General features: G+C 53.7%; 20 protein-coding genes and 5 tRNA genes. 16 read left to right on the top strand and 9 right to left on the bottom strand.

Features of this window, described 5'->3' with window-relative positions; genetic code table 11:
* Positions 1 to 8: 8 nt before the first annotated feature.
* Positions 9 to 554 (top strand): electron transport protein HydN, encoded by a 546-nt coding sequence (gene hydN, locus On2M_RS18850; protein ID WP_003037366.1) that lies wholly within the window; start codon positions 9 to 11, stop codon positions 552 to 554.
* A gap of 139 nt (positions 555 to 693) precedes the next feature.
* Positions 694 to 2,934 carry a carbamoyltransferase HypF gene (hypF, locus tag On2M_RS18845; RefSeq protein WP_151218197.1) on the top strand — a complete coding sequence of 747 codons (2,241 nt, stop codon included), beginning with the start codon at positions 694 to 696 and terminating at the stop codon, positions 2,932 to 2,934.
* A gap of 111 nt (positions 2,935 to 3,045) precedes the next feature.
* Here hypF and norW read toward each other — a convergent pair whose 3' ends face one another.
* Positions 3,046 to 4,179, bottom strand: coding sequence for an NADH:flavorubredoxin reductase NorW (gene norW / locus On2M_RS18840; protein ID WP_151218196.1), 1,134 nt, complete (start codon positions 4,177 to 4,179; stop codon positions 3,046 to 3,048).
* Positions 4,176 to 5,624: an anaerobic nitric oxide reductase flavorubredoxin gene (norV, locus tag On2M_RS18835; protein ID WP_151218195.1), complete on the bottom strand. Its 1,449-nt coding sequence runs from the start codon at positions 5,622 to 5,624 to the stop codon at positions 4,176 to 4,178. Before norV ends, norW begins: the two co-directional genes overlap by 4 nt.
* Before the next feature lie 187 nt (positions 5,625 to 5,811).
* Between norV and norR the strand changes: the two genes are divergently transcribed.
* Entirely contained in the window at positions 5,812 to 7,332 is a 1,521-nt protein-coding gene (gene norR / locus On2M_RS18830) for a nitric oxide reductase transcriptional regulator NorR (protein ID WP_151218194.1), read from the top strand.
* Here norR and gutQ read toward each other — a convergent pair.
* The 7 genes from gutQ to srlA form a co-directional block, all read right to left on the bottom strand.
* The gene (gene gutQ / locus On2M_RS18825; RefSeq protein ID WP_187253100.1) at positions 7,329 to 8,294 is read right to left on the bottom strand and encodes an arabinose-5-phosphate isomerase GutQ; all 966 of its coding nucleotides are present in this window, start codon (positions 8,292 to 8,294) and stop codon (positions 7,329 to 7,331) included. The genes norR and gutQ overlap by 4 nt on opposite strands.
* Entirely contained in the window at positions 8,287 to 9,060 is a 774-nt protein-coding gene (locus On2M_RS18820) for a DNA-binding transcriptional repressor (protein WP_003037350.1), read from the bottom strand. Before On2M_RS18820 ends, gutQ begins: the two co-directional genes overlap by 8 nt.
* Before the next feature lie 68 nt (positions 9,061 to 9,128).
* Positions 9,129 to 9,488 carry a transcriptional regulator GutM gene (gutM, locus tag On2M_RS18815; RefSeq protein ID WP_151218192.1) on the bottom strand — a complete coding sequence of 120 codons (360 nt, stop codon included), beginning with the start codon at positions 9,486 to 9,488 and terminating at the stop codon, positions 9,129 to 9,131.
* 55 nt (positions 9,489 to 9,543) lie between these two features.
* Positions 9,544 to 10,323 carry a sorbitol-6-phosphate dehydrogenase gene (gene srlD / locus On2M_RS18810; protein ID WP_151218191.1) on the bottom strand — a complete coding sequence of 260 codons (780 nt, stop codon included), beginning with the start codon at positions 10,321 to 10,323 and terminating at the stop codon, positions 9,544 to 9,546.
* 17 nt (positions 10,324 to 10,340) lie between these two features.
* On the bottom strand, positions 10,341 to 10,703 hold the full coding sequence (gene srlB, locus On2M_RS18805; protein ID WP_151224239.1) for a PTS glucitol/sorbitol transporter subunit IIA: 363 nt from the start codon (positions 10,701 to 10,703) through the stop codon (positions 10,341 to 10,343).
* Positions 10,704 to 10,716: 13 nt separating this feature from the next.
* Positions 10,717 to 11,688 (bottom strand): PTS glucitol/sorbitol transporter subunit IIB, encoded by a 972-nt coding sequence (locus On2M_RS18800; RefSeq protein WP_210905304.1) that lies wholly within the window; start codon positions 11,686 to 11,688, stop codon positions 10,717 to 10,719.
* Positions 11,685 to 12,248: a PTS glucitol/sorbitol transporter subunit IIC gene (gene srlA / locus On2M_RS18795; RefSeq protein ID WP_003037339.1), complete on the bottom strand. Its 564-nt coding sequence runs from the start codon at positions 12,246 to 12,248 to the stop codon at positions 11,685 to 11,687. The genes On2M_RS18800 and srlA overlap by 4 nt, the downstream gene beginning before the upstream one ends.
* Positions 12,249 to 12,513: 265 nt before the next feature.
* On the opposite strand from srlA, the gene mltB reads away from it, so the two are divergent.
* The 13 genes from mltB to On2M_RS18730 all read left to right on the top strand — a co-directional run bounded on the left by mltB (position 12,514) and on the right by On2M_RS18730 (position 21,719).
* Positions 12,514 to 13,593, top strand: a complete 1,080-nt coding sequence (gene mltB / locus On2M_RS18790) for a lytic murein transglycosylase B (RefSeq protein ID WP_032947148.1) — start codon at positions 12,514 to 12,516, stop codon at positions 13,591 to 13,593.
* Positions 13,594 to 13,785: 192 nt separating this feature from the next.
* Positions 13,786 to 14,283, top strand: a complete 498-nt coding sequence (gene pncC / locus On2M_RS18785; protein ID WP_151218188.1) for a nicotinamide-nucleotide amidase — start codon at positions 13,786 to 13,788, stop codon at positions 14,281 to 14,283.
* A gap of 92 nt (positions 14,284 to 14,375) precedes the next feature.
* Positions 14,376 to 15,440, top strand: a complete 1,065-nt coding sequence (recA, locus tag On2M_RS18780; RefSeq protein ID WP_003037330.1) for a recombinase RecA — start codon at positions 14,376 to 14,378, stop codon at positions 15,438 to 15,440.
* Positions 15,441 to 15,526: 86 nt separating this feature from the next.
* Complete coding sequence (gene recX / locus On2M_RS18775) at positions 15,527 to 16,027, top strand: recombination regulator RecX (RefSeq protein WP_151218187.1); 501 nt, start codon at positions 15,527 to 15,529, stop codon at positions 16,025 to 16,027.
* A 128-nt stretch (positions 16,028 to 16,155) separates the two neighbouring features.
* Positions 16,156 to 18,783 (top strand): alanine--tRNA ligase, encoded by a 2,628-nt coding sequence (alaS, locus tag On2M_RS18770; protein ID WP_151218186.1) that lies wholly within the window; start codon positions 16,156 to 16,158, stop codon positions 18,781 to 18,783.
* Between the two features lie 237 nt (positions 18,784 to 19,020).
* Positions 19,021 to 19,206 (top strand): carbon storage regulator CsrA, encoded by a 186-nt coding sequence (gene csrA / locus On2M_RS18765; protein WP_000906486.1) that lies wholly within the window; start codon positions 19,021 to 19,023, stop codon positions 19,204 to 19,206.
* Positions 19,207 to 19,542: 336 nt separating this feature from the next.
* A tRNA-Ser gene (locus On2M_RS18760) sits at positions 19,543 to 19,635 on the top strand.
* Positions 19,636 to 19,638: 3 nt separating this feature from the next.
* Positions 19,639 to 19,715, top strand: a tRNA-Arg gene (locus On2M_RS18755).
* Positions 19,716 to 19,805: 90 nt separating this feature from the next.
* A tRNA-Arg gene (locus On2M_RS18750) sits at positions 19,806 to 19,882 on the top strand.
* 192 nt (positions 19,883 to 20,074) lie between these two features.
* Positions 20,075 to 20,151: transfer RNA gene (locus tag On2M_RS18745), tRNA-Arg, on the top strand.
* 192 nt (positions 20,152 to 20,343) lie between these two features.
* Positions 20,344 to 20,420 (top strand) — tRNA-Arg (locus On2M_RS18740).
* Positions 20,421 to 20,727: 307 nt separating this feature from the next.
* Positions 20,728 to 21,294: a fructose-1-phosphate/6-phosphogluconate phosphatase gene (gene yqaB, locus On2M_RS18735; protein WP_151218185.1), complete on the top strand. Its 567-nt coding sequence runs from the start codon at positions 20,728 to 20,730 to the stop codon at positions 21,292 to 21,294.
* Positions 21,291 to 21,719 carry a YqaA family protein gene (locus tag On2M_RS18730; RefSeq protein ID WP_151218184.1) on the top strand — a complete coding sequence of 143 codons (429 nt, stop codon included), beginning with the start codon at positions 21,291 to 21,293 and terminating at the stop codon, positions 21,717 to 21,719. The genes yqaB and On2M_RS18730 overlap by 4 nt, the downstream gene beginning before the upstream one ends.
* Positions 21,720 to 21,737 lie beyond the last annotated feature (18 nt).

The raw sequence follows: 21,737 nt of genomic DNA, 5'->3' as shown, positions 1-21,737 counted from the left end.
AGAAATTGATGAACCGTTTCATCATTGCAGACGCCAATAAATGCATTGGTTGCCGTACCTGTGAAGTGGCCTGCGTGGTATCCCATCAGGATAACCAGGACTGCGCATCGCTGACCCCTGAAACCTTTTTACCCCGCATTCACGTCATCAAAGGCGTTAATGTCTCCACGGCGACATTGTGCCGCCAGTGTGAAGATGCGCCGTGCGCTAACGTCTGTCCGAACGGTGCAATCAGCCGTGATAAAGGCTTTGTCCACGTAATGCAGGAACGCTGTATTGGCTGTAAAACCTGCGTTGTGGCTTGTCCTTATGGCGCAATGGAAGTGGTTGTGCGCCCGGTTGTACGTAACAGTGGGGCTGGCCTGAACGTCCGTGCAGAAAAAGCCGAAGCCAATAAGTGCGACCTGTGCCACCATCGCGAGGCCGGTCCTGCCTGTATGGAAGTCTGCCCGACTCACGCGCTGATTTATGTGGATCGCAATAAGCTTGAACAACTGAGCGCTGAAAAACGCCGTCGCGCGGCGCTGGATTCCACCGCATCTTTGCTGTTCTGATATCTGAAAATCCGCGTAAAATACGTGCCTGATGGCGCTGTGCTTGTCAGGTCTACAAAGGAGTAACGTAGGCCGGATAAGGCGAAGCTGCCATCCGGCAAACGGACATTTCAGGGATACATTACCGCGGGAATTCATCATGACAATAAACACCCACACCGGCGTACAGTTGCGTATTCGCGGCAAGGTACAGGGCGTTGGATTTCGCCCCTACGTCTGGCAACTGGCGCAGCGGTTACAGCTGCATGGCGACGTGTGTAACGACGGTGACGGTGTGGTTGTGCGCTTGCAGGAAGATCCGGCGGAATTTATTGCGCAGTTGCACCAACACTGCCCGCCACTGGCGCGCATTGATAGCGTTGAGCGCGAATCGTTCGCCTGGACGCAACAGCCTGCCGATTTCACTATTCGGCAAAGCGCTGGCGGTTCGATGAATACGCAGATCGTTCCGGACGCCGCGACCTGTCCCGAATGTCTGATTGAAATGAGCACCCCCGGCGAACGCCGTTATCGTTATCCTTTTATCAACTGTACCCACTGCGGTCCGCGCTTCACCATTATTCGTGCAATGCCGTATGACCGTCCCTTTACCGTCATGACCTCATTCCCACTGTGTTCACAATGCGAAGCGGAATACCGCGATCCATATGATCGTCGTTTTCATGCGCAGCCTGTCGCTTGCCCAGCGTGTGGCCCGCATCTTGAGTGGATAAGCGCAGATCTGCGGGCGGAAAAAGAAGCAGCGTTGCAGGCGGCGGTATCGCGACTCAAAGCGGGCGGAATTGTGGCCGTTAAAGGCATTGGTGGGTTTCATCTGGTGTGCGATGCGCGCAATGATGACGTCGTCGCGCTGCTCAGGCTGCGCAAACACCGCCCGGCGAAACCGTTGGCGGTAATGCTACCAACTGATGACGGACTACCTGAACCCGCGCGTCGTTTGCTCACAACCCCCGCTGCGCCGATCGTGCTGGTGCAAAAACGCTATGTCGCTGCATTGAGCGAGGGCATTGCGCCAGGGTTAACGGAAGTGGGCGTCATGCTGCCCGCGAATCCGTTACAGCATTTGCTCTTGCAAGAGATGAATTGCCCGCTGGTGATGACCTCCGGCAATCTTAGCGGCAGGCCGCCTGCTATTACCAATGCGCAGGCGCTGGAAGATTTAAGTGAGATTGCCGATGGTTTTTTGCTGCATAACCGCGAAATTGTGCAGCGGATGGATGACTCCGTGGTGCGCGACAGCGGGGAAATGCTGCGTCGTTCCCGGGGTTACGTGCCGGATGCGGTCGCGCTGCCGCCGGGATTTCGCGACGTGCCGCCGATGCTGTGCTTAGGTGCGGATCTGAAAAATACTTTCTGCCTGGTGCGCGGCGAACAGGCGGTTATCAGCCAGCATTTAGGCGATCTCAGCGATGACGGCATTCAGCAACAGTGGCGTGATGCGCTGCGTCTGATCCAGAACATTTATGATTTTACGCCACAGCGTATCGTGCATGATGCACACCCTGGCTATGTTTCCAGCCAGTGGGCCAGTGAAATGAATCTGCCAACCGAAACAGTACTGCATCACCATGCGCATGCTGCAGCATGTCTGGCCGAGCACGGCTGGCCGCTCGACGGAGGTGACGTGATTGCTCTGACGCTGGACGGCATCGGCATGGGGGAAAATGGTGCGCTGTGGGGCGGTGAGTGTTTGCGGATCAACTATCGTGAATGCGAGCACCTTGGCGGCTTACCGGCGGTAGCGCTGGCGGGCGGCGATTTAGCGGCAAAACAGCCATGGCGCAATCTGCTCGCGCAATGCCTGCGTTTTGTTCCTGACTGGCAGCGTTACCCGGAAACATCGGGGCTACAGCATCAAAACTGGAACGTACTGGCGCGCGCCATTGAGCGGGGAATCAATGCCCCGCTGGCATCGTCGTGCGGGCGCTTGTTTGATGCGGTTGCCGCCGCGTTGCATTGTGCGCCGGAATCGTTGAGTTATGAAGGTGAGGCGGCCTGTGCGCTGGAGGCGCTGGCATCGCGGTGTGCAGGTGTTGATCACCCTGTTACGGTGCCGCTTAATGGCAATCAACTGGACTTAGCGATTTTTTGGCAGCAATGGCTCACCTGGCAGACCGACCCTGCAGAAAGAGCGTGGACGTTTCACGACGCGCTGGCGCGTGGTTTTGCCACGCTGATGCGTGAGCAGGCCGAAGCGCGCGGAATTAAAACGTTAGTATTCAGCGGTGGCGTGATGCATAACCGCTTATTGTCGGCCCGTCTGGCGTTTTATCTGCGTGATTTTACCTTACTGTTCCCGCAGCGTTTACCGGCGGGCGACGGCGGGTTGTCATTGGGGCAGGGCGTGATTGCCGCGGCGCGGGTGTTGACGCAAAAATAAAAAAAAGCCCCGGGACTGGCGGGGCAAGAAAAACATGTCGGGGCATACCGACAAGTGGCAACGCACATCCGTGCGCGTGAGGTTAATAAATCAAGCAACGGTACTCTGGACTTACACGGGCAGCGTTTTCAGCAGCGCAAAGGCCTCTTTCATTCGGTCTTCACTGACGACAAACGCACACAGCTGGCCTTCAGCGTTCATCCCTCTGGCCACCATACCCTGCGCTTCGGCGGCAATATGCCAGTTTAGATCGCGGCTCTGGGTTTCCCCGGCCAGATGCAATGGCAACTCCGGGGTTTTGACTTTTACTAACATCGCTGGCAGCTTCAATTGGGCATTGCCGCCGAGCAGGTTCTTCGCCAGATACATGGCGCTCAGTTGAATCGGCTGCAGGAACGGCAGAACCTGACCATTAATTTCCGCACAGTCGCCGAGGGCATAAATGTCCGGGTGGCTGGTTTGCAGATAGCTGTCGACGCAGACGCCACGATTGATGTTCAATCCGGCGCGACGCGCCAGCGCGGTTTCAGGGCGCAGGCCGGTGGCGGCAATCACCGCATCGACTTCTACGTTGCGGCTACGATCGAGCGTGGCGCGAATACCCGAGGCCGTTTTTTCCAGCCCCTGAAGCTGGGATTTCAGCAGCAGATGGACACCCATATCGGTCAGACGATGCTGTAAGCGACTGCTGACTTCCGGCGGCATCAGCGAGGCCAGAATGCTGGCGGCGTTGTCGATAAGCGTTACCGCTTTACCGGCCCGACAGAAATCCATCGCCAGTTCGCTACCAATCAGTCCGCCGCCAACAATCAGCACCCGCCGGGCGTCACGCAGCAGCGTTTCACAGGCGCGATACTCTTGTTGGCTGTTCAATGTAAGCATTAACTCACGCCCGCTAACCGGAGGTACAACGGCTGAAGCCCCCGTCGCCAGCACCAGTTTGTCGTACTGCCACTGCTTGTCCTGACTTTTCACTATGTGGGCATCGGCGTCGATGTCGGTTACCCAGGTATGTGGGAACAGGCGCAAATTAAACTGCTCGGCAAACTCCCCCGCCGACTGGCGGGTGAGGTCGTCTGCACGCTGTGACTGACTGATAACGTGGCTGAGATCGGGCTTGTTGTACTCATCCATGCTGTCCGCGGCAATCAGGGTCAGCGGGACAGTCACATCCTGCTTACGGATATTTTTGACTAACTGGCGGGCGGCGAAGCCCGAACCAATGATGACAATTTCGTGGCTCATTTTGCCTCCGTTGCCAGTACGTCGAAGACGTCTTTACCTAATGAACATTCCGGGCACAGGAAGTTGTCCGGTACGTCGCTCCACGGTGTACCCGGTGCAACGTCCTGCAGCGGTTCACCTTTTGCTGGGTCGTAAATCCACTGGCACACGCTGCACTGCATGCTTGGGCCAAGGTCAGCGGCAGCCGCAGCGGCACAGGCGCACTCTTCTTCTTTGGACAAGGCTTTAACGGGGGTCTCCGGCAGTGGAGCAAGCGCCCACTGACGTGCAATTTCGCGGCCATGCTGGCGGCACAGTTCCAGTGCACCGAGGTCCGGACGCCATTTCGCCTTCAGGCTCAGCGACATCTCGAAACCGGCATCCTGCAAACGCGTGGACAAACGGTCTACCGCACCGCCGCTCCAGCCGTGTGAACCAAAGGCGCTGGCACGCTTGTTACGAAAACGCAGGCCGGTCATCTCTTCCACCAGACCGGCGATTTTCGGCATCATCACGTTGTTCATTGTGGAAGTCCCGACCAGCACGCCTTTAGAGCGGAAGACGTTAGTCAGGACTTCGTTTTTGTCGCTACGGGCGACGTTAAAGATTTTTACCGCCACGTTCGGGTCGACTTCGTTGATGCCCTGGGCAATCGCGTCCGCCATCATGCGGGTGTTATTGGACATGGTGTCGTAGAAAATGGTGATGCGGTCTTCCTGATAATCCGCTGCCCATTTCAGGTACAGCTCAACGATTTGTGTCGGGTTGTCGCGCCATACCACGCCGTGGGAAGTGGCAATCATATCGACCGGCAGGTTGAAGCTGAGGATCTCAGTAATTTTCGGCGTCACCAGACGGCTGAACGGCGTCAGGATATTGGCATAGTAGCGCTGGCACTGTTCGAACAGTTCGGCCTGGTCAACTTCGTCGTTGAACAGGCGTTCGTCGCAGTAGTGCTGGCCGAAGGCATCGTTACTGAACAGCACCGCATCGCCGGTCATGTAGGTCATCATACTGTCCGGCCAGTGCAGCATGGGTGTTTCAACGAAGATCAGCTGTTTGCCGTTGCCGATGTCAAGGCTGTCGCCGGTTTTGACCACATTGAAGTTCCACTCCGGGTGATGGTGGTGTCCGTTAATAGAGTCAATGGCATTAGCGGTGCAGTAGATTGGCGTGTCCGGGATGCAGGACATCAGCTCGGTCAGCGCACCGGCATGGTCTTCTTCCGCGTGGTTAATAATGATGTAGTCGATATCGGCAAGGTCGATTTCACTGCGCAGGTTCTGCACGAATTCACGGCTGAATTTGTGGTCTACGGTATCGATCAGGACATTTTTTTCTTCACGGATGAGATAGCTGTTATAGCTGCTACCGCGCAGCGTTTTGTATTCAGTTCCGTGGAAATCACGCACTTCCCAGTCACGTTGGCCAACCCAATGAATGTTATTTTTAACCAGAATAGACATAACAACCTCAATTAATTCAGCGTTTTTCAAAAAAGATGTTTTGCTAATAGCAGGTTGCATGCCAACTTTTTATTTCTCTGATTTTAAAGATTTTATTTTTTATTGCTCATAAGGTGGTAGTCAAAATGACTATGTTTCTTATTGTCAATATGACAATATGAATTGTCAAAATGACAATGAGGTAGCCATGAGCTTTTCCGTAGATGTGCTGGCGGGCATCGCCATTGAATTACAAAGCGGTATTGGACATCAGGATCGCTTTCAACGCCTGATAACCACCTTGCGTCAGGTACTGGAGTGCGACGCGTCGGCATTGCTGCGCTACGAGTCGCGACAGTTTATTCCACTGGCAATCGATGGGCTGGCCCAGGATGTTCTCGGCAGGCGCTTTACGCTGGAAGGGCATCCGCGTCTGGAAGCGATTGCCCGTGCCGGAGACGTGGTACGTTTTCCTGCCGACAGTGATTTGCCCGATCCTTACGACGGGCTGATCCCAGGCCAGGAGAGTCTGAAAGTGCATGCCTGTATTGGCTTACCACTGTTCGCCGGTCAAAATTTGATTGGCGCGTTAACGCTGGATGGCATGGAACCGGATCAGTTTGATGTGTTCAGTGATGAAGAACTCAGGCTGATTGCCGCGCTGGCGGCTGGCGCGTTGAGCAATGCGCTACTGATTGAACAGCTGGAAAGCCAGAATATGCTGCCGGGTTCGTCGACGGCTTTCGAGCAGGTGACGGAAACCCAGATGATTGGCCTGTCGCCCAATATGATGCAGCTGAAAAAAGAGATTGAGATTGTGGCGGGGTCCGATCTCAACGTACTGATTAGCGGCGAAACGGGGACCGGGAAGGAGCTGGTAGCGAAAGCGATTCATGAAGGTTCACCCCGCGCGGTGAACCCGCTGGTGTATCTGAACTGTGCGGCCTTGCCAGAAAGCGTAGCGGAAAGCGAGCTGTTTGGTCACGTAAAAGGGGCCTTTACCGGGGCTATCAGTAATCGGAGCGGTAAGTTTGAAATGGCCGATAACGGGACGCTGTTTCTCGATGAAATTGGCGAACTCTCGCTGGCGCTACAGGCTAAGCTGCTACGCGTGCTGCAATACGGTGATATTCAACGCGTGGGTGACGATCGCAGCCTGCGTGTCGACGTGCGCGTACTCGCGGCAACGAACCGTGATTTACGCGAAGAGGTGCTGGCCGGGAATTTCCGTGCGGATTTATTCCACCGGCTGAGCGTCTTTCCCCTTTCCGTACCGCCTCTTCGTGAGCGTGGCGAAGATGTGGTGCTGCTGGCAGGCTATTTTTGCGAGCAATGTCGACTGCGACTGGGACTTTCCCGTGTGGTGTTAAGCCCCGGTGCGCGTAGTCATCTGTTGAGCTACGCCTGGCCTGGTAACGTACGCGAGCTGGAACATGCCATTCACCGTGCGGTTGTTCTGGCAAGGGCCACCAGAGCAGGGGATGAAGTGGTGCTAGAGACGCAGCATTTTGCCTTGCAGGATGAAGCGCCTGTAACACCAGCGGCGGAAGGTGTTGCAGAGATCCCGCAACAGCATAATCTGCGTGAAGCAACGGAGTCATTCCAGCGAGAGATGATCCGCCGGGCGCTGGCGCAAAATAATCACAGTTGGGCAGCAAGTGCGCGGGCGCTGGAAACAGACGTCGCCAACCTGCACCGGCTGGCGAAACGTCTGGGGCTGAAGGATTAGATAATACCGGCCTGATAGAAATCCTGCAGGTTGATAGCACCGGTAAGTTTACCGTTTTCATCGACCACCGGTGCTGCAGTGATTTTGCGTTTCATCAGGATCTCTTTGGCGTCAATGGCGCGGCTCTGTGCCTGCAACGTAACGCCGTTGTGGGTCATCGCCTCGCTAACCTGAGTGGTGAGCGCTCCACCGCCAACCAGCCAGCGGCGCAGGTCGCCGTCGGTAAAGACGCCTTTCACCAACGAGTCATCATCACAGACTGCCACCAGGCCAAGACCCGTACGGCTAAGTTCCAGCATCGCGTCCATGACGCTGGTGGTGAGCGTCACCTGCGGTATGGCATCGTCACGACGCATCAGATGATGCACTTTATTTAACAGACGAGCGCCCAGCGCACCCGCCGGATGCGAGCGCGCAAAATCTTCTTCGTTGAAGCCGCGCGCCTGCATTACGGCGATGGCCAGCGCGTCGCCCATCATCAGCGTGTTAACGGTACTGGAGGTCGGTGCCAGGCGCATCGGACAGGCTTCACGCTCAACGGAAATATCCAGCACCGCTTTGGCCGCCAGACCCAGCGGTGAGGTCGGTTTTCCGGTCATGGCCAGCAGAGCGACGGATTTGTCTTCCAGGCGTGGAATGATGAGATCCAACTCTTTCGCGCCGCCGGAGTAGGAGATAAACAGCATGACATCGCGGCTTTCAATCATGCCTAAGTCGCCGTGCAATGCTTCCGCCGGATGTACAAAAAAGGCGGGGGTGCCGGTACTGGCGAGGGTTGCCGCGATTTTTTTGCCAATATGGCCGGATTTGCCAATCCCGGAGACAATCACTTTGCCTTCGCAGTGGATGATCGTATTGGCAGCGCGGACAAAATCATCACCCAGTCGTTCTGGCAGTCGGCTGGCTTCCTGTAGCTCCAGCATTAACGTCTGGCGGCCCGCGTTCAGTAGTGCATCACTCATTGGTTTCTCCGGTTATGATTACTTCAATCCCTTTTGCTTCCAGCGCCTGACGAAACGCAGGGTCGATACCCGCATCGGTAATCAGCTTGTCGACGCTTTCCAGACTGCATACAACATTGGGGCTTTTGCGCCCAAATTTTGATGAGTCAGCCATCAGAATTACTTCGCGAGCGGCATTGCACATCGCTTTGCTGACGCTAAACACTTCATTAAAGGTGGTCACGCCAGCATTGAGGTCAATGCCGTCGGTGCCCATGAAGAGTTTATCAAAGCTGAACTGCTCAAAGGCGTTTTCAGCCAGCTGACCGTGAAATGACGCAGATTTTTTGCGAAAGGTCCCGCCGGGCATCAGGATGGTTTGCTCGTTGTCCAGCTCCGAAAGGGCGTTAACAATGTGCAGGCTGTTGGTCATGACTGTGATGTTGCTAAAGCGCGTGAGCATTGGCACCATCTGCAGTACGGTGCTGCCCGCATCCAGAATAATGGAGTCGCCATCGTGAATAAAACGGACGGCGGCTTCGGCAATCTGCTCTTTTTTATGCGTGTTGATTAGCGTTTTGTGATCGATTGGCGGGTCGGATTCGTCTTTATTTAATACTACGCCGCCATAGGTACGAATGACGGTACCGGCATTCTCCAGAATAACAAGGTCTTTACGAATGGTCGTGCCGGTCGTGTCAAAGTAGTGGGCCAGTTCTTCAACCGAGCATTTTCCCTGCTTTTGCAGATGCTCCAGTATGGCAGCCTGACGCTGACGAGGTTTCATAGGCGTGATTACCCTGACTATAGGTTGCAAAATGATAATTTCGCAAGCTATTAGCATTCACAACGAAATTATCCATGTTTCAGTTTAAGCGCCAATGATAGTGCATTCTGCGATAGCGGATCATGGGGAAAGATCACATCAGGCTGTAAATCATCAAGATGTTTGCCCATTATTGTGGCAATTTTGCCGGGTCTGGCGAATACCGTAAGACCTTTCATAAATAACGTATCAGTTACTCGCTGCTGCTCATCTAGCGCAATGGCGACCACCACTCGGGGTTTAAAACGTCCGCCGGAGCGCCCCACGCCAACCCGACCCTGTTGGCAAAGCCTATCAAACGCCCGATTAAAGCGGGATATTTGCCAGCCCCCTAATGCCAGCTGCAGACACCACGCAATGGCGGCGACGGTAATCAGTGCGGAAACCATTATGTACTCCTTTAATTTTGCCGGATAAGCGTAGCCGCTATCCGGCAATTCAATATTAAAACATCACCTGACCGCCGGTCACGTTGATGGACTGCCCTGTGCAGTAAGAGGCTTTCGGGCTGGCGTAAAACAGCAGCATGTTCAGCACGTCCTGATAATCGCAGCCGCGTTTGAGCGGAACCTTATCAATGTAGTACTGCTCAACTTCGTCTGGCTTAAGTCCAAGTTTGGTTGCATATTGCGGCAATAACGACTGGAACATCGGTGATTTCAGCAGATTGCCAAGCATCAGTGAATGCACGGTGATCCCGTATTCCGCCAGATCCAGCGCCAGTGACTGGGTTAAGCCCACGCCGCCAAATTTTGCCGCGCTATAGCCTGAATTGTGTTTACTGCCCACTTTCCCGGATTTGGAGTTGATCTGGATAATGCGTCCCTGAATACCATCGCGGATCATCAGGCGTGAGAACTCACGTGCGCAGAGGAAGTAGCCGACCAGATTCACCTGCAGCGAACGGTCGAAATCACCGAGCTGAAAGTCGCTGATAAACGCGGCTTTAGCGATACCCGCGCTGTAAACCAGCAGATCGACGCGGCCGAATATTTCATCCACTCCGCGCGATAGCGCCATCACACTCTGTTCGCTGGTGGCATCTGCGCCAAAACCGTAGGCGGTGCCTTCGCCAAACTCGGCGTTAATTTCCTGCGCCACGTTGGCGGCTTTATCGCTTTGAATATCCACCACCGCGACGCGGTATCCTTCTGTCGCAAGCCCACGGCAAAGGAATGCGCCAAGGGTCTGGCCTCCACCAATGACAACGGCAACCTGATTCATCTTTATCTCCTTCAATCTTAAGCAACAAACTTCAAAATACAGCCCGGCGCGATACCGTCTGGCACGGGGCCTGAAACGTGTACGGTGCCGGGGAATTCCGCTTCACTCAGTCCGTCAAAACGCAGGGTGATATGTCCCAGTTCACGTAAGTTTTGTTCTGCCACGCTGCCAACGGCGGTGACCGGGTACTGATGCTGGCCTAGTTCAAACTGGATCCCCGCTTGTAACGAACCGTTCAGCTCGCCGTGGCAATGAATGAAGCAAAACTCCTCGATATCCGCGGGCGCACCTTCACGAAAGGTAATCAACATCTGGTCGCTGAGTGCATCCGGGGCGCTCTGGCCGATGCGGGTGATGGTGGTCTGATAAATCACGGTCATTTTTGAGTGCCTCTTATTGGTAAATAAAGCCGGAAACAAACCAGGCGATGAGAACGGTTGGCGCGCCGGTCAGAAAACGACTCACCAGAACGGATGGCACGCCGACGCGGACCGTGTCCTGACGTGCTTCGGCCAGCGACAGCCCGACAGGGATAAAGTCGCATGCAGCCTGGGCGTTAATGGCGAACAGAGCAGGTAACGCCAGATGCGGGGGAATATTCCCCAAACCAATCTGTACGCCGATCAGAACGCCGATAACCTGGGCGATGACCGCACCGGGGCCGAGGAAAGGCGACAGCAGTGGGAAAGAACAAATCAGCGCCAGCGTCACCAGCCCCAGCGGATGGCTGGCCAGCGGTGCGAGTCCATGGGCGATCCAGTCTCCCAGACCAGAAGCCATAATGATGCCGATCAGCGCCGAGACGAATGCCATAAACGGCAGAATGGTTTTCAGCACGGTATCAATAGTGTCGCGCCCGGCCTGGAACAGAACCGCAACGGCTGAGCCCATGCCCATCCCGACTTTTGCCAACAGACCGTCGCTTTGCTCGGTAATTTTCTTGCTGGTGTCGTAATCGCGGCTCATGCTGCTGTTTGCGGGCGTTGGTGTAGCGGACGCTTCACCGACAACGGTAATGTTTTCTTCTTTTACGCCAGAGACATAGATATCTTCAACAATGAACTGGGCCAGCGGACCGGATTTTCCCGTGGCGTGAATGTTCACCGTCGGGATACGACGTTTTGGATAGATCCCGCAGCGCAGTGTGCCGCCGCAGTCGATGATCGCCACGCCAATTTCATTCTCCGGCGGTTCGCCTTCTTTGAAGCCATCAACGGCCTGCCAACCGGTCAGATTCGCCAGCTTGTCGACAATCGCCGGGCGCGTTCCTGCAGTGATATAGACAATTTTCTTGCCCGGAACGGCATCCAGTTCAAGCGGGCCGCCCCAGCCGCCGGTGCCTTTTTCAATACGAATACGCGTCATGATGTTGCTCCCGCCAGATGTACTTTCTGCTCAAGTTGAATGCCCATTTTTTTCTCAAAGATGGTGGTGGTGAAATCGGTCACCCAGCCACGGAAGAAGTTGGTCACCAGACCGACCAGCAAATAGCTCACCGCGAGCGGACCGAGCGGCAGACCCAGCGTAGTCAGTCCGCTGGCGATCCCCAGATAGACAAACAGCTCGCCAGGGTTGATGTGCGGGAACAAGCCGTTCATTGAATGGCAACTGTAAGAGGCGGCGGCGTAGTAGCTGGGCTTGTATTTTTCCGGCATAAAGCGACCCAGGCTCAGCGTCATAGGGTTACAAAACACAAATGTGCCGATGCACGGCAGTAGCAGGTAGCGGGACAGCGGGTTTCCAGCGCAGCGCTGGGCAAAACGTTCAATACGCTGCTGACCGATAAAGTTAATCAGCGCATTCATGATGACCAGCAAGCTGATCAGCAGAGGAAGAATACCGGTCACCATGCCGGTAAAGACCTCTCCGCCTTTCTGGAACAAGCCGATAAACCACTCAGCCCCGAGTGTGATGGTGTCGATCATTATTCTCTCCTGTAGGGGTTTTTAGTTATCTTGCCAAACGGTAATTTATTTTAATCACATTGAAAGGTTTGAAAGTGTTATTTTGATCTCAAAATGAAAGATAAATATTTTAATTTGAAAGAAAGTGCGTGAAGGCTCGCAATTGTGCCGGGCGGAAGTGCAAGAGGGGGGAAATTCTGTGAAGGAGAGCGACAACTGCTTCCTTGTGTGACGGAGGATGCTTTACCATACTTCCCCCAGGCTGAATTTGTTTAATGGATGTCTCATGTTCAAGCGTCGTTATGTAGCGTTACTTCCCCTTTTCGTATTGCTCGCTGCCTGTAGCAGCAAACCTAAACCTTCAGAGACTCAAACGACTACGGGTACGCCATCCGGCGGATTCCTGCTTGAGCCGCAGCACAATGTCATGCAAACGGGCGGTGATTTTGCCAATAATCCGAACGCCCAGCAGTTCATCGAGAAAATGGTGAATAAGCACGGTTTTGACCGCCAGCAGTTGCAGGAGATCTTGTCGCAGGCTAAGCGTCTGGACTCGGTATTGCGTCTGATGGACCGCCAGGCGCCGACGACACAACCGCCAGCTGGACCTAACGGCGCATGGTTACGGTATCGTAAACAGTTCATCACACCGGATAACGTGCAAAACGGCGTGGCTTTCTGGAACCAATATGAAGATGCCCTGAACCGCGCCTGGCAGGTCTACGGCGTACCGCCGGAAATTATCGTTGGCATTATTGGCGTAGAAACTCGCTGGGGCCGCGTGATGGGTAAAACGCGGATTCTGGATGCGCTGGCGACGCTGTCCTTTAACTATCCTCGTCGTGCGGAATACTTCTCTGGCGAACTGGAAACCTTCCTGCTGATGGCGCGAGATGAAAGCGACGATCCGCTCGATTTGAAAGGTTCTTTCGCGGGGGCAATGGGCTACGGCCAGTTTATGCCGTCTTCCTATAAACAATATGCCGTTGATTTCAATGGTGATGGGCACATTAACCTGTGGGATCCGGTTGATGCCATCGGTAGCGTGGCGAACTACTTCAAAGGTCACGGCTGGGTGAAAGGCGATACAGTAGCGGTTCCGGCAAATGGTCAGGCGCCTGGGTTGGCTAACGGCTTTAAAACGCAGTACAGCATTTCTCAGCTTGCCGCCGCAGGTCTGACGCCGCAGCAGTCATTGGGGAATCATCAGCAGGCCAGCCTGCTACGCCTGGATATCGGTACCGGCTACCAGTACTGGTATGGGTTGCCGAACTTCTACACCATCACCCGCTATAACCACAGTACCCATTACGCGATGGCCGTGTGGCAATTGGGTCAGGCGGTGGCGCTGGCGCGTGTGCAGTAATCACTCCCCCTGCCTACTGGAGGATATCTCTTGTAGGCCGGAGAAGATGCCCTGACATCGCCATCCGGCAGGTCTTATTTATGCAACGGAGCAATTTTTGGAATCCCCCTCGTAAAACGTTCTCGCCATCCCCACATTGGTTATGAAAGTGCTATCTTGTCCGGCATATTTTTTTAACTGACAGAGGCTGAAATGACCGACAGTGAACTGATGCAGTTAAGCGAGCAGGTTGGCCTGGCGCTGAAAGCGCGCGGGGCAACCGTGACGACGGCGGAATCCTGCACCGGCGGCTGGGTAGCCAAAGCGATTACGGATATTGCCGGAAGCTCCACCTGGTTTGAACGCGGGTTTGTGACTTACAGCAATGAAGCCAAAGCGCAGATGATTGGCGTGCGTGAAGAGACGCTGGCCCAGCATGGCGCGGTGAGTGAGCCAGTGGTGGTGGAGATGGCGATAGGTGCGCTAAAAGCCGCCCGCGCGCATTTCGCTGTTTCGATAAGCGGTATTGCGGGGCCGGATGGCGGCAGCAAAGAAAAGCCCGTGGGGACGGTATGGTTTGCTTTTGCCAGCGCAAGCGGCGAGGGGATTACCCGCCGGGAATGCTTTAGCGGCGATCGCGATGCAGTACGTCGACAGGCGACCGCCTACGCGTTACAAACCCTGTGGCAACAATTTCTACAAAATACTTGATACTGTATGAGCATACAGTATAATTGCTTCAACAGAACATTATCTATCACGTTTCGCGGTTTAACCCGAAAGCGGCATGACAGGAGTAATTAATGGCTATCGACGAAAACAAACAGAAAGCGTTGGCGGCAGCGCTGGGTCAGATCGAAAAGCAATTCGGTAAAGGCTCCATCATGCGCCTCGGTGAAGACCGTTCCATGGATGTGGAAACCATCTCCACCGGTTCGCTTTCTCTGGATATCGCATTGGGCGCGGGCGGTTTGCCTATGGGTCGTATCGTCGAAATCTACGGGCCAGAATCCTCCGGTAAAACAACGCTGACACTGCAGGTTATTGCCGCCGCACAGCGCGAAGGTAAAACCTGTGCGTTCATCGATGCGGAACACGCGTTGGATCCCGTTTATGCGCGTAAACTTGGCGTTGATATCGATAACCTGCTGTGTTCTCAGCCGGATACCGGTGAGCAAGCGCTGGAAATCTGTGATGCGCTGGCGCGTTCCGGTGCGGTTGACGTTATCGTTGTCGACTCCGTTGCCGCATTGACGCCGAAGGCAGAAATCGAAGGCGAAATTGGTGACTCTCACATGGGCCTTGCGGCACGTATGATGAGCCAGGCAATGCGTAAACTGGCCGGTAACCTGAAGCAGTCCAACACGCTGCTGATTTTCATCAACCAGATCCGTATGAAGATTGGCGTTATGTTCGGTAACCCGGAAACCACCACCGGTGGCAACGCCCTGAAATTCTATGCTTCTGTTCGTCTGGATATCCGTCGTATTGGTGCGGTGAAAGAAGGCGACAACGTGGTGGGTAGTGAAACCCGCGTTAAGGTCGTGAAAAACAAAATTGCAGCACCGTTTAAACAGGCCGAATTCCAGATTCTTTACGGTGAAGGTATCAACTTCTACGGCGAACTGGTTGACCTGGGCGTGAAAGAGAAGCTGATTGAAAAAGCTGGTGCATGGTACAGCTACAACGGTGAGAAGATCGGTCAGGGTAAAGCGAACGCAACCAACTGGCTGAAAGAAAACCCGGCAACTGCGAAAGAAATTGAGAAGAAATTACGTGAGTTACTGCTCAATAACCAGGATTCAACGCCTGATTTCTCCGTTGATGATAGCGGCGAAGACGTAAAAGAAACGAACGAAGATTTCTGATAATCTGTTTTGAATCGCATGTTTTGAATCGCATATAGTAAAGGGCTGCATATCATGCAGCCCTTTTTCATTTCTGAAGGCTCACTATGACAGACGCAACTTCCCGCCGTTCCGCTTATTCCCGACTGCTTGACCGCGCCGTACGTATTCTGGCGATGCGCGATCACAGCGAGCAGGAACTGCGACGTAAGCTGGCCGCTCCGGTGATGGGGAAAAATGGACCAGAAGAAATTGATGCCACGCCAGAGGATTACGACAAGGTCATCGCCTGGTGTATTGAAAGTCGTTATCTGGATGATGATCGCTTCGTGCAGCAGTTTATCGCCAGCCGCAGTCGTAAGGGCTACGGACCTGCCCGCGTGCGTCAGGAATTAAATCAGAAAGGGATCGCGCGTGAGGCTATTGAGCGAGCCATGCGTGAGTGCGAAATTGACTGGGCAGTGCTTGCACGTGAGCAGGCCGTCCGGAAATATGGAGAACCTTTACCTGTGGAATTTTCAGATAAGGTAAAGGTCCAGCGTTTTTTGCTCTATCGCGGCTATCTGATGGAAGATATTCAGGCAATATGGCGAAATTTTGACGATTGACCGCATACGGGATTTTACTTCCCAGTAAAGAAAACTTATCTTATTCCCACTTTTCGATTGCCAGAGGCGCAGTTTACGTGCCGATGCTGGTAATGACATTTCGTTAGCTTGATTTCTTCAGGATAATTATGAGCAAGAGCACCGCTGAGATCCGTCAGGCGTTTCTCGATTTTTTCCATAGTAAAGGACATCAGGTAGTTGCCAGCAGCTCCCTGGTACCGAACAATGACCCTACTTTGTTGTTTACCAACGCCGGGATGAACCAGTTCAAGGATGTTTTCCTTGGCCTCGACAAGCGTAATTATTCCCGCGCAACCACCTCGCAGCGTTGCGTACGTGCGGGCGGTAAGCACAACGACCTGGAAAACGTCGGTTACACTGCACGTCACCATACCTTTTTCGAAATGCTGGGCAACTTCAGCTTCGGCGATTACTTCAAACACGACGCCATTCAATACGCATGGGAACTGTTGACCGGTGAAAACTGGTTTGCCCTGCCAAAAGAGCGTCTGTGGGTCACCGTCTATGAAACTGACGATGAAGCCTATGAAATCTGGGAAAAAGAAGTCGGTATTCCGCGCGAACGTATCATCCGTATCGGTGATAACAAAGGCGCGGCTTATGCTTCCGACAACTTCTGGCAGATGGGTGATACCGGTCCTTGCGGTCCGTGCACCGAAATTTTCTACGACCACGGCGACCACATTTGGGGTGGTCCTCCGGGAAGCGCGGAAGAAGATGGCGATCGCTACATTGAGATCTGGAACATCGTCTTCATGCAGTTCAACCGTCAGGCTGACGGCACCATGGAACCGCTGCCGAAACCGTCCGTGGATACTGGTATGGGTCTGGAGCGTATTGCGGCCGTGCTGCAACACGTTAACTCCAACTATGAAATTGACCTGTTCCGTTCACTGATTGAGTCCGTGGCGAAAGTTACCGGCGCGACCGATCTGAGCAACAAGTCGCTGCGCGTTATTGCCGACCATATCCGTTCCTGTGCGTTCCTGATTGCCGATGGCGTTGTTCCGTCGAATGAAAACCGTGGCTATGTGCTGCGTCGTATCATTCGTCGCGCAGTTCGTCATGGCAACATGCTGGGCGCGAAGGACACTTTCTTCTACAAGCTGGTTGGTCCGCTGGTAGACGTAATGGGTTCCGCGGGCGAAGAGCTGAAGCGTCAACAGGCTATGGTTGAGCAGGTTCTTAAAACCGAAGAAGAGCAGTTTGCGCGTACGCTGGAGCGTGGCCTGGCGCTGCTGGATGAAGAACTGGCAAAACTGTCCGGCGATACGCTGGACGGCGAAACCGCATTCCGTCTGTATGACACCTACGGTTTCCCGGTTGACCTGACGGCAGACGTTTGCCGCGAGCGTAACATCAAGGTTGACGAAGCGGGCTTTGAAGCCGCAATGGAAGAGCAACGCCGTCGTGCGCGTGAAGCCAGCGGCTTTGGTACAGACTACAATGCGATGATTCGCGTTGATGGTGCTTCTGAATTTAAAGGCTACGAGTACCTGGAACTGAACGGCAAAGTCACCGCACTGTTTGTTGATGGTAAAGCGGTAGACGCCATTAACGCAGGTCAGGATGCCGTTGTCGTTCTTGACCAGACGCCGTTCTATGCGGAATCCGGTGGTCAGATTGGTGATAAAGGCGAACTGAAAGGTGCGGGCTTCGCGTTTGCCGTTAGCGATACGCAGAAATATGGTCAGGCGATTGGTCACATCGGCAAACTGTCTGCGGGTTCTCTGAAAGTTGGCGATGCCGTGCAGGCTGACGTAGATGAAGCTCGTCGTGCGCGTATCCGCTTGAACCACTCCGCAACGCACCTGATGCATGCGGCGCTGCGCGAGGTTCTGGGCACGCACGTGGCGCAGAAAGGCTCGCTGGTTAACGATAAAATTCTGCGCTTTGACTTCTCTCATACCGAAGCGATGAAACCTGCTGAAATCCGTGCCGTTGAAGATCTGGTGAATGCACAAATTCGTCGCAACCTGCCGATTGAAACGAACATCATGGATCTTGAAGCGGCGAAAGCCAAAGGTGCAATGGCGCTGTTTGGCGAGAAATATGACGACCACGTGCGCGTTCTGAGCATGGGTGATTTCTCTACCGAACTGTGTGGTGGTACTCATGCCAGCCGTACGGGTGATATCGGTCTGTTCCGCATTGTGTCCGAGTCAGGTACTGCTGCAGGCGTTCGTCGTATCGAAGCCGTAACCGGTGAAGGCGCTATCCAAACAGTGCATGCTGAGAGCGATCGCTTAAGCGATATTGCGCAGCTGCTGAAAGGCGATAGCCAGAATATCGGTGACAAAGTTCGTTCCGTACTGGAGCGTACGCGTCAGCTCGAAAAAGAATTGCAGCAATTGAAGGAACAGGCTGCGGCGCAGGAGAGTGCAAATCTTTCCAGCAAAGCGGTTGATATCAATGGCGTGAAGCTGTTGGTCAGCGAACTCGCGGACGTTGAGCCGAAAATGCTGCGTACCATGGTTGATGATCTGAAAAATCAACTGGGGTCTACCATTATCGTTCTGGCAACGGTGGTGGAAGGTAAGGTTTCTCTGATTGCGGGTGTGTCTAAGGACGTGACAGATCGCGTGAAAGCAGGGGAGCTGGTTGGTATGGTCGCTCAGCAGGTAGGCGGTAAGGGTGGCGGTCGTCCGGATATGGCGCAAGCCGGTGGTACGGATGCGGCGGCTCTGCCTGCAGCGTTAGCCAGTGTGAAAGGCTGGGTCAGCGCAAAACTGTAATAACTATAAGCGTTAGCGCATGCCGAAACCCCAAGTTACGGCATGCGAATCAACGCTATCGACAACGATAAAGTCAGGTTGAAGTTGTGTATATCGGCTAAACTTAGGTTTAACAGAATGTGATGCCGTGACTGCTTACACTTAGGTGTTTGTCATCGCTTACTTTTTGGCGTTATATGATGGATAATGCCGGGATACAGAGAGACCCGACTCTTTTAATCTTTCAAGGAGCAAAGAATGCTGATTCTGACTCGTCGAGTTGGTGAGACCCTCATGATAGGCGATGAGGTCACCGTGACAGTTTTAGGGGTGAAGGGCAACCAGGTGCGCATCGGCGTAAACGCCCCGAAAGAAGTTTCTGTCCATCGGGAAGAGATCTACCAGCGTATCCAGGCTGAAAAATCCCAGCAGTCCAGTTACTAAGGTTTTCGCGTCTCACCTTTCTGGTGAGGCGCAACCTGATTGAGTTGTCCTTTTTCTTAACTTTTCTTCTTTGCCTTCCTTGTTTTCTCGATTCCCTTACACGTATTGCCGTTCCCTGCGAATTTTCCGTTTGTTCATTGCTTCAGAGAATTGCCAATTTATCTGTTGATAAAACACTCTTTTTGCCGTTTTTGCAGACTAATTGCGCGTGAAATGTGCAAACGATAAAAGCGCTGGAAAAATTGTTTGACTTATAAGTCCCAGAAAGTAATATGTGCGCCACGCAGCGACGATGAGCAGAAACAAGTTCTTCGAAGCACTCGTAAGAGGCGTGTTGGTGAGGTGGCCGAGAGGCTGAAGGCGCTCCCCTGCTAAGGGAGTATGCGGTCAAAAGCTGCATCCGGGGTTCGAATCCCCGCCTCACCGCCATTTGCATCCGTAGCTCAGCTGGATAGAGTACTCGGCTACGAACCGAGCGGTCGGAGGTTCGAATCCTCCCGGATGCACCATCTTCTCTGCAATAACGCATTAGCGTTGTTACGGAAAACGATATCACTTTAGCAGTGATATCAAATCTGCAGTAAGTAAGTTTCCCTGATGCATCCGTAGCTCAGCTGGATAGAGTACTCGGCTACGAACCGAGCGGTCGGAGGTTCGAATCCTCCCGGATGCACCATCTTCTCCGAGACAACAGCAAAACTGTTGTTTCATGGTCTGCGAGATAATCGCGAGCACCAGGGAGGATAACGTTGCTTCAGCAACGGCCCGCAGGGCGAGGCGCAGCCGAGTAATCCTCCCGGATGCACCATCTCTTACTTGATATCACTTATTTCGATATCAATATCGGCAGTAAAGCAAGTTTCCTGATGCATCCGTAGCTCAGCTGGATAGAGTACTCGGCTACGAACCGAGCGGTCGGAGGTTCGAATCCTCCCGGATGCACCATCTTCTCCGAGATAGCAGTAAAACTGTTGTTTCATGGTCTGCGAGATAATCGCGAGCACCAGGGAGGATAACGTTGCTTCAGCAACGGCCCGCAGGGCGAGGCGCAGCCGAGTAATCCTCCCGGATGCACCATCTCTTACTTGGTATCACTTATTTCGATATCAATATCGGCAGTAAAGCAAGTTTCCTGATGCATCCGTAGCTCAGCTGGATAGAGTACTCGGCTACGAACCGAGCGGTCGGAGGTTCGAATCCTCCCGGATGCACCATATTCTCCGAGACAACAGCAAAACTGTTGTTTCATGGTCTGCGAGATAATCGCGAGCACCAGGGAGGATAACGTTGCTTCAGCAACGGCCCGCAGGGCGAGGCGCAGCCGAGTAATCCTCCCGGATGCACCATCTTCTCCGAGATAGCAGTAAAACTGTTGTTTCATGGTCTGCGAGATAATCACCAGTACTTTTCCCCCGTTGAATCATTTCCACCAACACTCAGAACCCTCTTCATTCGCTGTCAGCGACAAAATCAATCAATTACGATAAAATAACGTCTGGTCATTCGGCTTGTGAGAAGACGATGTACGAACGTTATGCGGGTTTGATTTTTGATATGGATGGCACCATCCTGGATACCGAGCCAACGCACCGTAAGGCGTGGCATGAGGTATTGGGGCATTATGGGTTGCGTTTTGATGAACAAGCCATGGTCGCCCTCAATGGCTCCCCAACGTGGCGTATTGCCCAGTCGGTAATTGAATTGAATCATGCCGATCTTGATCCCCATGCCTTAGCGCGTGAGAAAACCGACAAAGTGAGAAGCATGTTGCTGGACAGCGTCCAGCCTCTGCCGTTGGTTGACGTCGTGAAAGCCTGGCATGGGCGTCGGCCTATGGCGGTAGGAACGGGGAGTGAGAGCGCGATTGCAGAAGCGCTGCTCGCTCACCTTGGACTGCGTCGCTATTTTGATGCTGTCGTCGCAGCCGATCACGTACAACGCCACAAACCTGCTCCTGATACGTTTTTGCTCTGTGCTGAACGCATGGGTGTTGAACCGGCGCGTTGCGTCGTGTTTGAAGATGCCGATTTTGGACTTCAGGCGGCGCGTGCCGCAGGAATGGACGCCGTGGATGTCCGGTTATTGTGAGTGATGGACTGTCGCTCCTGTCACTGTTTGCCAGCAGTTTTCTCAGCGCCACGCTATTACCCGGCAATTCTGAAGTTGTTTTAGTTGCTTTGCTGGTCTCCGGGGTAAGTCATCCCTGGGTCTTAGTCTTAACAGCAACAATGGGTAATAGCCTTGGAGGGTTAACTAACGTTATCCTTGGGCGTTTCTTTCCATTGCGTAAAACATCGCGCTGGCAAGAAAAAGCCACTGGCTGGCTGCGGCGCTATGGCGCTGTCACACTATTATTAAGCTGGATGCCGGTTATAGGTGATTTATTGTGCCTGTTAGCTGGATGGATGCGCATCTCGTGGGGTCCAGTTCTCTTTTTCTTATGCCTTGGCAAGGCGCTGCGCTATGTTGTTGTCGCGGCGGTTACGACGCAAGGCATTATGTGGTGGCACTAATTGTGTTGTGAGATAGCC

Origin of the sequence: Citrobacter sp. On2M (assembly GCF_018035235.1) — a bacterium.
Classification (GTDB): Bacteria; Pseudomonadota; Gammaproteobacteria; order Enterobacterales; family Enterobacteriaceae; genus Citrobacter; species Citrobacter meridianamericanus.
Note: the sequence above shows the minus strand (reverse complement) of the source record. Positions and strands in the feature narration are given on the sequence as shown.

What these genes read in the sequence shown, in the direction of transcription:
- hydN (WP_003037366.1), top strand. Translation starts at nt 9, where the DNA reads ATGAACCGTTTCATCATTGCAGACGCCAATAAATGCATTGGTTGCCGT.
- hypF (WP_151218197.1), top strand. Translation starts at nt 694, where the DNA reads ATGACAATAAACACCCACACCGGCGTACAGTTGCGTATTCGCGGCAAG.
- norW (WP_151218196.1), bottom strand. Translation starts at nt 4,179, where the DNA reads ATGAGCCACGAAATTGTCATCATTGGTTCGGGCTTCGCCGCCCGCCAG.
- norV (WP_151218195.1), bottom strand. Translation starts at nt 5,624, where the DNA reads ATGTCTATTCTGGTTAAAAATAACATTCATTGGGTTGGCCAACGTGAC.
- norR (WP_151218194.1), top strand. Translation starts at nt 5,812, where the DNA reads ATGAGCTTTTCCGTAGATGTGCTGGCGGGCATCGCCATTGAATTACAA.
- gutQ (WP_187253100.1), bottom strand. Translation starts at nt 8,294, where the DNA reads ATGAGTGATGCACTACTGAACGCGGGCCGCCAGACGTTAATGCTGGAG.
- On2M_RS18820 (WP_003037350.1), bottom strand. Translation starts at nt 9,060, where the DNA reads ATGAAACCTCGTCAGCGTCAGGCTGCCATACTGGAGCATCTGCAAAAG.
- gutM (WP_151218192.1), bottom strand. Translation starts at nt 9,488, where the DNA reads ATGGTTTCCGCACTGATTACCGTCGCCGCCATTGCGTGGTGTCTGCAG.
- srlD (WP_151218191.1), bottom strand. Translation starts at nt 10,323, where the DNA reads ATGAATCAGGTTGCCGTTGTCATTGGTGGAGGCCAGACCCTTGGCGCA.
- srlB (WP_151224239.1), bottom strand. Translation starts at nt 10,703, where the DNA reads ATGACCGTGATTTATCAGACCACCATCACCCGCATCGGCCAGAGCGCC.
- On2M_RS18800 (WP_210905304.1), bottom strand. Translation starts at nt 11,688, where the DNA reads ATGACGCGTATTCGTATTGAAAAAGGCACCGGCGGCTGGGGCGGCCCG.
- srlA (WP_003037339.1), bottom strand. Translation starts at nt 12,248, where the DNA reads ATGATCGACACCATCACACTCGGGGCTGAGTGGTTTATCGGCTTGTTC.
- mltB (WP_032947148.1), top strand. Translation starts at nt 12,514, where the DNA reads ATGTTCAAGCGTCGTTATGTAGCGTTACTTCCCCTTTTCGTATTGCTC.
- pncC (WP_151218188.1), top strand. Translation starts at nt 13,786, where the DNA reads ATGACCGACAGTGAACTGATGCAGTTAAGCGAGCAGGTTGGCCTGGCG.
- recA (WP_003037330.1), top strand. Translation starts at nt 14,376, where the DNA reads ATGGCTATCGACGAAAACAAACAGAAAGCGTTGGCGGCAGCGCTGGGT.
- recX (WP_151218187.1), top strand. Translation starts at nt 15,527, where the DNA reads ATGACAGACGCAACTTCCCGCCGTTCCGCTTATTCCCGACTGCTTGAC.
- alaS (WP_151218186.1), top strand. Translation starts at nt 16,156, where the DNA reads ATGAGCAAGAGCACCGCTGAGATCCGTCAGGCGTTTCTCGATTTTTTC.
- csrA (WP_000906486.1), top strand. Translation starts at nt 19,021, where the DNA reads ATGCTGATTCTGACTCGTCGAGTTGGTGAGACCCTCATGATAGGCGAT.
- yqaB (WP_151218185.1), top strand. Translation starts at nt 20,728, where the DNA reads ATGTACGAACGTTATGCGGGTTTGATTTTTGATATGGATGGCACCATC.